The 11,383-nt window shown below is 59.6% G+C and carries 12 protein-coding genes; 9 read left to right on the top strand and 3 right to left on the bottom strand.

Annotated features, from left to right (window positions below; genetic code table 11):
• The first annotated feature begins 77 nt into the window (after positions 1–77).
• The 4 genes from RYC17_RS09220 to RYC17_RS09205 all read left to right on the top strand — a co-directional run bounded on the left by RYC17_RS09220 (position 78) and on the right by RYC17_RS09205 (position 3,916).
• Positions 78–875: a hydroxymethylpyrimidine/phosphomethylpyrimidine kinase gene (locus tag RYC17_RS09220; protein WP_005745399.1), complete on the top strand. Its 798-nt coding sequence runs from the start codon at positions 78–80 to the stop codon at positions 873–875.
• Between the two features lie 23 nt (positions 876–898).
• On the top strand, positions 899–1,516 hold the full coding sequence (thiE, locus tag RYC17_RS09215; protein WP_044318441.1) for a thiamine phosphate synthase: 618 nt from the start codon (positions 899–901) through the stop codon (positions 1,514–1,516).
• 271 nt (positions 1,517–1,787) lie between these two features.
• Positions 1,788–3,071: a glutamate-1-semialdehyde 2,1-aminomutase gene (gene hemL, locus RYC17_RS09210; protein ID WP_058408691.1), complete on the top strand. Its 1,284-nt coding sequence runs from the start codon at positions 1,788–1,790 to the stop codon at positions 3,069–3,071.
• 296 nt (positions 3,072–3,367) lie between these two features.
• A complete protein-coding gene (locus tag RYC17_RS09205) occupies positions 3,368–3,916 on the top strand; it encodes a tetratricopeptide repeat protein (RefSeq protein WP_316902796.1) in 549 nt (182 codons plus the stop codon).
• A 33-nt stretch (positions 3,917–3,949) separates the two neighbouring features.
• Here RYC17_RS09205 and RYC17_RS09200 read toward each other — a convergent pair whose 3' ends face one another.
• Positions 3,950–4,276, bottom strand: coding sequence for a DUF1820 family protein (locus tag RYC17_RS09200; RefSeq protein ID WP_003313868.1), 327 nt, complete (start codon positions 4,274–4,276; stop codon positions 3,950–3,952).
• Positions 4,277–4,406: 130 nt separating this feature from the next.
• Between RYC17_RS09200 and miaB the strand changes: the two genes are divergently transcribed.
• From miaB to lnt, 5 genes are all read left to right on the top strand, one after another.
• Positions 4,407–5,735, top strand: a complete 1,329-nt coding sequence (miaB, locus tag RYC17_RS09195) for a tRNA (N6-isopentenyl adenosine(37)-C2)-methylthiotransferase MiaB (protein WP_316902794.1) — start codon at positions 4,407–4,409, stop codon at positions 5,733–5,735.
• Positions 5,736–5,911: 176 nt separating this feature from the next.
• Entirely contained in the window at positions 5,912–6,934 is a 1,023-nt protein-coding gene (locus RYC17_RS09190) for a PhoH family protein (protein WP_316902792.1), read from the top strand.
• On the top strand, positions 6,927–7,427 hold the full coding sequence (gene ybeY / locus RYC17_RS09185; protein WP_002555317.1) for an rRNA maturation RNase YbeY: 501 nt from the start codon (positions 6,927–6,929) through the stop codon (positions 7,425–7,427). Before RYC17_RS09190 ends, ybeY begins: the two co-directional genes overlap by 8 nt.
• Positions 7,428–7,432: 5 nt before the next feature.
• Positions 7,433–8,275 carry an HlyC/CorC family transporter gene (locus RYC17_RS09180; protein ID WP_002555318.1) on the top strand — a complete coding sequence of 281 codons (843 nt, stop codon included), beginning with the start codon at positions 7,433–7,435 and terminating at the stop codon, positions 8,273–8,275.
• 28 nt (positions 8,276–8,303) lie between these two features.
• Positions 8,304–9,824: an apolipoprotein N-acyltransferase gene (gene lnt / locus RYC17_RS09175; protein ID WP_316902790.1), complete on the top strand. Its 1,521-nt coding sequence runs from the start codon at positions 8,304–8,306 to the stop codon at positions 9,822–9,824.
• Positions 9,825–9,872: 48 nt separating this feature from the next.
• On the opposite strand, the gene RYC17_RS09170 is transcribed toward lnt, so the two are convergent.
• Together RYC17_RS09170 and RYC17_RS09165 are read right to left on the bottom strand one after the other, a co-directional pair.
• Positions 9,873–10,643 carry a YdcF family protein gene (locus RYC17_RS09170; protein WP_316902788.1) on the bottom strand — a complete coding sequence of 257 codons (771 nt, stop codon included), beginning with the start codon at positions 10,641–10,643 and terminating at the stop codon, positions 9,873–9,875.
• 106 nt (positions 10,644–10,749) lie between these two features.
• Complete coding sequence (locus tag RYC17_RS09165) at positions 10,750–11,079, bottom strand: hypothetical protein (protein ID WP_058402600.1); 330 nt, start codon at positions 11,077–11,079, stop codon at positions 10,750–10,752.
• Positions 11,080–11,383: the final 304 nt, after the last annotated feature.

Genomic DNA, 11,383 nt, shown 5'->3' with positions numbered 1-11,383 from the left:
CGCCGACGGACCATCACCAGCAAGAAAAACCTGGCACCCCGCGGCCCGCGAAAGGTTTAGTGATAAGCTCGCGCACCATGAATATCTATAGCTCCCGCCCCGTTGTCCTTTGCCTCTCCGGCCACGACCCTAGTGGCGGTGCCGGTATGCAGGCCGATATAGAAGCCCTGCTCGCCCAAGGCTGTCACGCCGCTCCGGCGATTACTGCGCTCACCGTGCAAGACACTGTAAATGTCAGTGATTTTCGCGTGCTCGATCGCGAATGGGTCATGGCACAGGCCAATGCCGTCCTCAACGATTCGAACGTAGCCGCCGTCAAGCTGGGCATGCTCGGTTCGCTGGAGATGGTCGACACGGTCGTCGACCTGCTTCTCGCTCACCCGCATTTGCCAATGGTCTGCGACCCGGTGCTGCGTGCTGGCGGCGGCGGACGGCTGGGCAAGGACGAAGTCGGCTACGCCATGCGCGAACGGCTGCTGCCATTGTCGACCATCGCGACCCCCAATCTTCCGGAAGCACGCATTCTTGCCGAGCTGCCTGAGGGTACTGCGGACGAGTGCGCCGACAAGCTACTGCTGTTTTGTGAATACCTGCTAATCACTGGCGGTCATGGTGACGAGCAGCAAATCCATAATCGTCTTTATGTGCGTGGCGGCCAGACCCACACTTTCATTTGCGAACGTCTACCCGGCAGCTACCACGGTTCAGGCTGCACACTGGCCAGCGCACTGGCCGGGCGTATTGCCCAGGGAGAAGAACTGGTCAGCGCGGTAAGATCGGCGCTGGACTACACCTGGCGAACGCTCAGGGACGCCGAGCAGCTGGGCCGCGGGCAATTTGTGCCTCGTCGGTTGCCGCTGGATTTTTGCTCGTAACACATCGCCATGAGGCTCGATTCATGAAACTACGTGGCCTGTATGCCATTACCGACAGCCAGTTGCTGTCCGGCAAATTTCTCTCGTACGTCGAAGCTGCGCTGGATGGCGGCGTGACGCTGCTGCAATACCGCGACAAGACCAGTGACGAGTCCCGCCGTCTGCGCGAAGCGACTGAGCTGCTCAAACTCTGCGAGCGCTACAAGACGCGACTGATCATCAACGATGACGCCGAACTGGCGGCGCGTCTGGGCGTGGGTGTGCATTTGGGCCAGACCGACGGCTCGTTGCCGGATGCGCGTGCCCTGCTGGGGCACAAGGCGATTGTCGGTGCCACCTGTCACGGCAGTCTGGAACTGGCCGAGCAGGCAAAGGCTGATGGCGCGACGTACGTAGCATTTGGCAGGTTCTTCAACTCCCTGACCAAGCCTGGCGCCCCCGCAGTACCGCTGGACCTGATTGCTCAGGTGCGTGCCAGGGTTCACTTGCCGATTGCTGTGATCGGCGGCATCACCCTGGAAAACGCCCCGCAACTGGTCGAACATGGAGCAGACCTGCTCGCCGTGGTACATGGCCTGTTCGGCGCTGAAAACACCCAGGAAGTGACGCGCCGGGCAAAAGCCTTCATGGCGTTGTTGTAGAGCAGAATTGCTGTGGGAGTGACCGGGGCGGCGTTCCGCATTGCTCGCGAAGGCGATGGTTCAAAATGCTCTTTTTTCGGGGTCTGCACTGCCCCCTTCGCGAGCAAGCTCGCTCCCACGAGTACGTGGATCCTCCTTCATTTGATATAGTGCGCGCTCCTGCGCCTTCTCTGGCTCATGCCACCCAATAAAGCAGCCCACCCTGAAGCTGCCCGCCTCGGCTGACCCCAGCGTAGACACGAATTCCCCGTTTCAAAGCAGAGACCCGATCATGTCCCGTTCCGAAACACTGTTCGCCAACGCCCAAAAACACATCCCCGGTGGCGTCAATTCGCCGGTTCGTGCTTTCAAAAGCGTGGGTGGCACGCCGCTGTTCTTCAAACATGCTGCGGGCGCTTACGTGACTGACGAAGACGACAAACGCTATGTTGATTACGTGGGCTCCTGGGGGCCGATGATTCTTGGCCATAGCCACCCGGAAGTGCTCGATGCCGTGCGCAGCCAGCTGGAGCACGGCCTGTCTTACGGTGCACCGACGGCCATGGAAACCGAAATGGCCGATCTGGTCTGCGAACTGGTACCGTCCATGGAAATGGTCCGCATGGTCAGCTCCGGCACTGAAGCGACCATGAGTGCGATCCGTCTGGCCCGTGGTTTCACCGGCCGCGACAGCATCATCAAGTTCGAAGGCTGCTACCACGGTCACTCCGACAGCCTGCTGGTCAAGGCTGGCTCCGGTGCCCTTACCCTGGGCGTACCCAGCTCGCCTGGCGTACCGGCGGCGTTCGCGAAACACACCCTGACCGTACCCTTCAACAACCTCGACGCCGTGCGTGACCTGTTGGCTGAAGTGGGTCAGGAAGTGGCGTGCATCATCGTCGAGCCCGTTGCTGGCAACATGAATTGCGTGCCGCCTGCGCCTGGCTACCTGCAAGGTCTGCGCGACCTGTGCGACGAGCACGGCGTGGTGCTGATTTTCGATGAAGTGATGACCGGTTTCCGCGTAGCCCTCGGTGGCGCACAGGCTTACTACGGCGTGACGCCCGACCTGAGCACTTTTGGCAAAATCATCGGCGGTGGTATGCCGGTCGGCTGCTTTGGCGGCAAACGCGAAATCATGTCGCACATTGCACCGCTTGGCCCGGTCTATCAGGCGGGCACCCTGTCGGGTAACCCGTTGGCGATGGCTGCCGGCCTGACCACCCTGCGCCTGATCAGCCGCCCGGGCTTTCACGATGAATTGAGCGACTACACCCGTCGCCTGCTCGAAGGCCTGCAACAGCGCGCCGATGCAGCAGGCATTGCGTTCGTGACGACCCAGGCGGGTGGCATGTTCGGCCTGTACTTCAGTGACGCCCCTGAAATCGTAACGTTTGAAGACGTGATGACCAGCGATGCCGAGCGCTTCAAACGTTTCTTCCACTTGATGCTGGAAGGTGGCGTGTACCTCGCGCCGAGCGCGTTCGAAGCCGGTTTCACCTCCATCGCCCACGGTGATGCCGAGTTGAAACTGACACTCGATGCCGCTGAAAAAGCGTTTGCTGCGCTGAAATAAGCTCGTCAGACTCACCCGCGCCGGGTGTCATTGAACCGGCGCGAGTGATGCCTGTGAATGAAACGGAACGCTAAGTACGTATTTTGCTTCTACAATGCAGGGCGGATGCTGCAAACACAGGTCACTGGAAGTGTTGTTTCAGGTAATGCCCCCCTAAAGAAGGGCGTTTTCAACGCCGTGCAGCAGAAAATCCGTAAAGACTTTGTAAGGTTGGCTCTGCTTATTTCATAATGCGCAGCCAGCACGTTTAGCTGGCCGGGCATGCCCGCACCTTTTTCAGAGGTAAGTCGACTCCCATGAACCGCACCGGCCGCACCCTTGTATTGGGCTGCCTGTTGCTTGTCTATCCCCTGCTGGCGACTGCTGGCGGCAACTCGTTGTTAATCCCGGCGATGGGTCGTTGCACCCTCAATACCCAGCCAGAGAACCTGCCCGCTGCGCTTGAAACGTGTCAGCAGGCCGCCAAGGGTGGGGATGCGCAGGCGCAGTACGAGTTGGGTGAGTTCTATTACGAGGGCAAAAATGCACCTCGCGATTTGCCGCAGGCGCTGAATTACTTCGAGCAAGCCTCATTGCAGGGCCATGCTCAGGCGCAGTATCAACTTGGCTTGATGTTCAGCCGTGGTGAAGGGGTGCAGGCCAATAACATTCAGGCATATATCGTGCTGAAGATGGCCGCAGTCAATGGCTCTGAAGAGGCGCTGGACGCCGCCGACGAGGTGTCGGCAAAGATGCAGCGCGACGAACTGGAAGTTGCCACCCAGGTACTGGGGCAGATCTTCCGCAAATACCTGCTTGAACTGCAGACCGCCGAAGGGCGCAGCCCCTTCTCTCCGCTGCCCTGACCAGCAATAGCTCAGGGCACTTGCGATTCAGACTTATTTTTCCGGCATCGGCATGGGAAACGGCATTACGTTGCTGGTGCCACGCGCTTCGCTGATCTTCGGCGTGCCCATGCGCTCGACTTCGTCGATGCGCACAATCGAATGCATCGGCACGAAACTGCGCACCACGCCTTCGAACTGGGCCTTGAGCTTCTCTTCGCTCGGGTCCACCACAACCGTCGTGCGTTCGCCGAAAACGAATTCTTCAACTTCCAGAAAGCCCCACAGATCACTTTGATAGATCTGCTTGGCGTACATCTCGAACACCTGTCCCTGGTTGAGGAAAATCACCTTGTAGATTGGAGCTTCGCGTTTGGTCATAACGGGCGGGTAACGATCGGAGATGAAAAAGGGGCACGGACTATAGCATGTCCATCGGACAGCCAACGCTAGGAACCCGAGCCCTTCATCCTTATAATGCTCGGTTCACTGATACGGTTGATGATCACGCATGGCCAAGAAGCTTTATATCGAAACCCACGGTTGCCAGATGAACGAGTACGACAGCTCGCGCATGGTCGATCTGCTGGGCGAACATCAGGCCCTGGAAGTCACCGCTCGCGCGGAAGACGCCGACGTGATCCTGCTCAATACCTGCTCGATTCGCGAGCGCGCCCAGGACCGGGTGTACTCCCAGCTTGGCCGCTGGCGTGAACTGAAGCTGGCCAATCCGGAAATGGTGATCGCTGTCGGTGGCTGCGTTGCCAGTCAGGAAGGCGCAGCCATTCGTGATCGCGCGCCCTATGTGGACGTGGTGTTCGGCCCCCAGACCTTACATCGCCTGCCGGAAATGATCGACGCAGCGCGTATCACCCGCTTGCCGCAGGTTGATGTCTCGTTCCCGGAAATCGAAAAATTCGACCACTTGCCCGAGCCGCGCGTCGATGGCCCGAGCGCTTATGTATCGGTGATGGAAGGCTGCAGCAAATACTGCACGTTCTGCGTGGTGCCCTACACCCGTGGCGAGGAAGTCAGCCGGCCGTTTGACGATGTGCTGAGCGAAGTCATCCACCTCGCCGACAACGGCGTGCGTGAAGTCACCCTGCTGGGGCAGAACGTCAACGGCTATCGCGGCACCACCCACGACGGCCGCGTTGCTGACCTGGCGGACCTGATCCGCGTGGTTGCCGCCGTCGATGGCATCGACCGTATTCGCTACACCACCTCGCACCCGCTGGAGTTTTCCGACAGCCTGATTCAGGCCCATGCGGAAGTGCCGGAGCTGGTCAAACACCTGCACTTGCCGGTGCAGTCGGGTTCCGACCGCATTCTGGCGGCCATGAAGCGCAACCACACCACGCTGGAATACAAGTCCCGCTTGCGCAAGCTCAGGGCGGCCGTGCCGGGCATCAGCATCAGTTCCGACTTCATCGTTGGCTTCCCCGGCGAGACCGAAAAAGATTTCGACAACACCATGAAGCTGATCGAGGACGTGGGTTTCGACTTCTCGTTCTCGTTCGTCTACAGCCCGCGCCCGGGTACGCCTGCCGCAGATCTGAAAGACGACACGCCAGAAGCCCTCAAGAAAGAGCGCCTGGCCGCGCTGCAACACCGCCTGAACCAGCAGGGTTTCGAGATCAGCCGGCAGATGGTGGGCAGCATCCAGCGCATTCTGGTAACCGACTATTCGAAGAAAGACCCTGGCGAACTGCAGGGCCGCACCGAGAACAACCGGATTGTGAATTTTCGCTGTAACAACCCGAAACTGATCGGGCAGTTTGCCGACGTACACATTGATGATGCGCAGCCTCACTCTCTGCGTGGCTCGCTGCTACAGTAAACCTTGAATGTCGCCGCAGAAACGAATCGCCGAATGAATTCGGTTCTGCGCGGTCCCTACCATTGAGCACGGTGAATCCCTGGCGCGGCCTTTAACACGGCAAAGCTTTCACACAACCAGCGCCAGGGGTATTCTTCAATACATCTCAATTGCCGCCGGACGGCCATTAAACGACCTTGAACGCACCCATAGAACCTCATCGCTTCACCCTCGAGCCTTTCGAGGCCCATCGTTTCGCCAACCTGTGCGGGCAACTCGACGAGCACTTGCGCCTGATCGAGCAACGCCTGGACATCGAGATCCGCAATCGCGGCAATCAATTCGAGCTCATTGGCGACTCAAAACAAAATCACTCCGCCGAGAATCTTCTGCGCCGCCTGTACCGGGAAACCAAAGGTACCGAGCTGACGCCGGACATGGTCCACCTGTTCCTTCAGGAATCAGGCGTGGACGGCCTCGACAACCACCCTGCCGCCGAAGTCGGCGTCTCGCTGCGCACCAAAAAGGGCATGATTCGCCCGCGCGGCCTGAACCAGCAGCGTTACGTCAAGGAAGTCCTCAGCAACGACATCAACTTCGGCATCGGCCCTGCGGGTACTGGCAAGACGTACCTGGCGGTTGCCTGCGCGGTGGATGCGCTGGAACGCGAGCAGATTCGTCGCATCCTGCTGGTGCGCCCGGCGGTCGAAGCGGGCGAGAAACTGGGCTTCTTGCCCGGCGATCTGGCGCAGAAGATCGACCCGTACCTGCGCCCGCTGTATGACGCGCTGTACGAGATGCTCGGTTTCGAATACGTCGCCAAGCTGATCGAGAAGCAGGTCATTGAAGTGGCACCGCTGGCTTACATGCGCGGACGCACCCTTAATAACAGCTTCATCATTCTCGACGAGAGTCAGAACACCACTGTCGAGCAGATGAAGATGTTCCTGACCCGTATCGGCTTCGGCTCTACCGCCGTGATCACCGGCGACATCACCCAGGTCGACCTGCCCAAGGGCACCCGGTCGGGGCTGACGCATGTCATCGATGTGCTCAAGGACGTGCCGGGCATCAGCTTCACGCACTTCAAACCCAAGGATGTGGTTCGCCACCCGCTGGTGCAGCGCATTGTCGAGGCCTACGAGCGCTTCGATGATCAGCTCAGCGACGGTTCGTCGGGCAACAGCAGTTACCCACGGGACAAGAACCGCGATGCTTGAGCTGGACCTGCAGATTGCAAGCGAAACAAGCGCCCCCGACGAAGCCCGATTCCGCCTCTGGTGTGAAATGGGCTTGCGTCAGCGCAGTGCCGATTCCGAGCTGACCATCCGCCTCGTCGACGAAAACGAAGGGCGCGAGCTCAATCACACCTGGCGACATAAAAATTACGCTACAAACGTGCTTTCATTCCCGGCGGATGTTCCGGACGACATGCTGGACATCCCGTTGCTGGGCGACCTGGTCATCTGCGTCCCGGTGGTCAACCGCGAAGCCGCTGAACAAGGCAAGTCCGTTGACGCGCACTGGGCACACATGGTCATTCATGGCTGCCTTCATCTGCTGGGTTACGACCACATCGATGATGAAGAAGCCGAAGAAATGGAAGCACTGGAACGAACGTTGCTTGAGGAGCTGGGCTACCCCGATCCTTACGCCGAAGATGAAAGTGCCGACCACCCCCATTCAGACACACCAAGCAAGGACCACGAGTAAGGGCTATGAGCGAAGACCGATCGAGCAACGGGCAAAAGTCATGGTTGGGTAAACTGACCCAGGCCTTTGTCCATGAGCCGAAAAACCGCCAGGAGCTGCTTGAGCTGCTGCGCGAAGCCCACCAGAACAAACTGCTGGACAGCGAAGCGCTGGCCATCGTCGAGGGCGCCATTCAAGTGGCTGACCTGCAAGTACGCGACATCATGGTGCCGCGCTCGCAGATGATCAGCATCAAGGCGACCCAGACACCCCGTGAATTTCTGCCTGCGGTCATCGATGCTGCGCACTCGCGCTATCCGGTGATCGGCGAGAGCCACGATGACGTGCTCGGTGTGCTGCTGGCCAAGGATCTGCTGCCACTGATCCTTAAAGCCGACGGCGACAGCGACGACGTCAAGAAGCTGCTGCGTCCGGCTACGTTCGTGCCCGAATCCAAGCGCCTCAACGTGTTGCTGCGCGAATTTCGCGCCAACCACAACCACATGGCCATCGTCATTGACGAATACGGCGGTGTGGCAGGTCTGGTGACCATCGAAGACGTACTGGAACAGATCGTCGGCGATATCGAAGATGAGCATGACGTCGAGGAAGACAGCTATATCAAACCACTGCCCAGCGGTGACTTCCTGGTCAAGGCCCTCACGCCGGTCGAGAATTTCAACGAATTCTTCGACAGTGCGTTCTCCGACGACGAGTTCGACACAGTGGGCGGTCTGGTAATGAATGCCTTCGGCCATCTGCCCAAGCGCAACGAAATCACTGAAATCGGTGCATATCGTTTCCGCATCCTGAGCGCTGACAGCCGCCGCATTCATTTGCTGCGCGTGACTCCCATTTCACGTCCGTAACCACTTGATGCTGCTTTAAGGAATCTACATGCGCTGGATAACCCGCCCCGGCTGGCCCGGTAACCTGCTGGCCCTGGCGGCTGGCGGGCTCACGACCCTGGCCCTGGCACCATTCGACTTCTGGCCGCTGGTGCTGGTGTCGGTGGCCCTGTTCTATCTGGGGCTGCGCGAGCTAAGTCCGCGCCAGGCACTGGCTCGTGGCTGGTGTTACGGCTTTGGCCTGTACGGCGCGGGCACCAGCTGGATCTACGTCAGCATCCATACCTACGGTGGTGCTTCGGTACTGCTGGCCGGGCTGCTGATGCTGCTGTTCATCGCTGCCATTGCCCTGTTTTTCGCCCTGCCCGCCTGGGTCTGGGCGCGCTGGCTACGCCGCAACGAAGCGCCGTTGGCCGATGCACTGGCGTTTGCAGCGCTATGGCTGTGGCAGGAGGCATTTCGCGGCTGGTTCCTTACCGGTTTCCCGTGGCTCTATTCCGGTTACAGCCAGCTTGACGGACCACTTGCCGGGCTCGCCCCGGTCGGCGGTGTATGGCTTATATCGTTCTCACTGGGCCTGACTGCTGCACTGCTGTGCAACCTGCACCGCTTGCGGGCACGCAAATCGTTTCTGGCGACGGGCGTGGTGCTGTTGCTGGCGCCGTGGATTGCTGGCCTGGCACTCAAGGATCATGCCTGGACATCACCGTCCGGCCCGCCGCTGAAAGTCGCGGCGATGCAGGGCAACATAGAACAAAGCATGAAATGGGACCCGCAAAAGCTCAATGATCAGCTCGCGCTGTATCGGGACATGACCTTCCGTTCGCAGCAGGCTGACCTGATCGTCTGGCCGGAAACCGCCGTACCGGTGCTCAAGGAAAGCGCAGAAGGCTATCTGGCGATGATGGGCAAGTTCGCTTCGGACCGCGGCGCAGCGCTGATCACCGGCGTGCCGGTGCGTGAGCCGACCGGGCGCGGTGAGTATCGTTATTACAACGGCATCACGGTTACCGGCCAGGGCGACGGCACCTACTTCAAACAAAAGCTCGTACCATTCGGCGAGTACGTGCCACTGCAGGACCTGTTGCGCGGGTTGATTTCCTTCTTCGACCTGCCGATGTCGGACTTCGCCCGCGGCCCGAACGACCAGGCGCTGTTGCAGGCCAAGGGTTATCACATTGCGCCGTTCATCTGCTACGAAGTGGTCTATCCAGAGTTCGCCGCAGGCCTGTCGGCGCAAAGCGACCTGTTGCTGACCGTGAGCAATGACACCTGGTTCGGCACCTCGATTGGTCCGTTGCAACACTTGCAGATGGCCCAGATGCGCGCCCTTGAAGCGGGCCGCTGGATGATCCGCGCCACCAACAACGGCGTGACAGCACTGATCGACCCGTTTGGCAGGATTACGGTACAGATTCCGCAGTTCGAACGCGGCGTGCTGTACGGCGAAGTGGTGCCGATGCACGAACTCACGCCTTACCTGCGCTGGCGCTCATGGCCACTGGCAATTGTCTGCCTGCTGCTGTTCGGCTGGGCATTGATGGCCGCACGGATTGCCAAAACCGTCTGATTGCATGAAGCCGGTATCGCCTGTTTTCAGGCGATACCGGTTAAGGAGTCAGTGGCTGGCCGGATAAATCCAAGGATAAACCAGCCAGCCTGCCGCTTCGTTAAGCAACACGCCGCTTTGCGTGAACACACGACTTTCAGGCAGCCAGCCACCAAAGGGTCGGGCGTTGTCGACACCGAGAAAGCCGACCGGCGCACTCACCACGGTAAAACCCGCCTGTTCGAAACTCCAGCGCGCTCGTGGCATGTGCCAGGCTTGCGTGACCAGCACCACGCGCTTGATACCTAGCGGTTGAAGAACCGCAGCGGTCATTGTCGCGTTTTCCCATGTTGTACGGCTCAACCCTTCCTGCCAGCGTACCGTCACACCAAAATCATCGTGCAGCGACTGCGCCATGATCGACGCCTCGCTGGGCGGCTGGTCAAAGTGCAAGCCGCCGGTGGTCAGTATTGGCAGCCCGGACGTTTTCGACAACCGCGCCGCCAGACGCAGTCGCTCCAGCCCCAGCCCGGTCGGTGTATCTGTGCCCCACGTCGGAGAATTGCGCTCACGGCCATTGCCCAGCACCACAATGGCGTCCGCCTGCTGCGCCAGTGTTGCCCATTGCTGCTGCGGCAAGGGCGGGACCTGCTCAATTTTTCGGGCAGCGAATTCCACCGCCACCGGCAGGCTCATCAGCCATAACCCGCCGAGACCGACGGCAAAAAATGCCGTTGCCAGGCGCGGACGGGAGCGACGCAACCACCAGCCAAGAATGAGCAGAACAAACAGGATACCGGGCGGCAACAGGAGGGTTTTGAGCAGGTAGCGCAAAGGCATCGGGACATCTCCATGGATGTCCGCAGCCTAGAATGTTTGAAGGCAGGCGACAACGCCCGAAGTAAGCAGGCCCTTCGCCTGCGCGCAGAAGCGAGATTTTAAGTACTTAACTGTGGCGACCCAACCGTGCCAGGCCCCCGCCTCGTCGCCTGTCTTTCAGCCAGATGATAGTCGCTGACGCTCTGGAAGGCCTGCCGAGATCCGGCTGGAACACCAGGCGCTCCCTGACAGCGACGTCCGCAGCCCTCAGGCCTTTTTCCAGATAGGCTTCGATCAGCTGGAATTCGGCACTGCTCAAGCCCTTGAGCTCAAGCTCGGCTGGCGACTCGTTTCGTAGCCTGACTGAAGTACTTGCCGTCTCGAGCGCAAGCCCGAGGCGGTCGATCAGACGTTCATACAGCTCGGACAGGCTTATTACATGCTGCAACTCGGTCATCCGCTCACCTCATCGAAGATAATCATCACCCTCGAAATTGAGCTTAGCGCTGCTGTGCAAACCGGCATGGAACTGCGACCAACGGGCAGATGGGGCTGTCAGCCGGGCTTTGAGCCCCGCGAGGCGCAATCAGGGTTTCCCTCGATAGACAGCCCTCATGTATGCTACTGCGCTTCCTGTAATTCCACTTCCGTGCTCTTGAGCCCGAACGCACCGCACAGACAGTTGCAATTGTCCGCCACGCGGTGCCGACCTGACTCGGCGAAGCAATGAAGAGGTCAAGGGTCACTAATCTTTAGTAAAA

The organism is Pseudomonas syringae group sp. J248-6, assembly GCF_032586995.1.
GTDB classification, from domain to species: Bacteria; Pseudomonadota; Gammaproteobacteria; order Pseudomonadales; family Pseudomonadaceae; genus Aquipseudomonas; species Aquipseudomonas amygdali.
The sequence above is the reverse complement of the archived record's forward strand: the minus strand, read 5'-3'. Positions and strand labels throughout refer to the sequence as shown.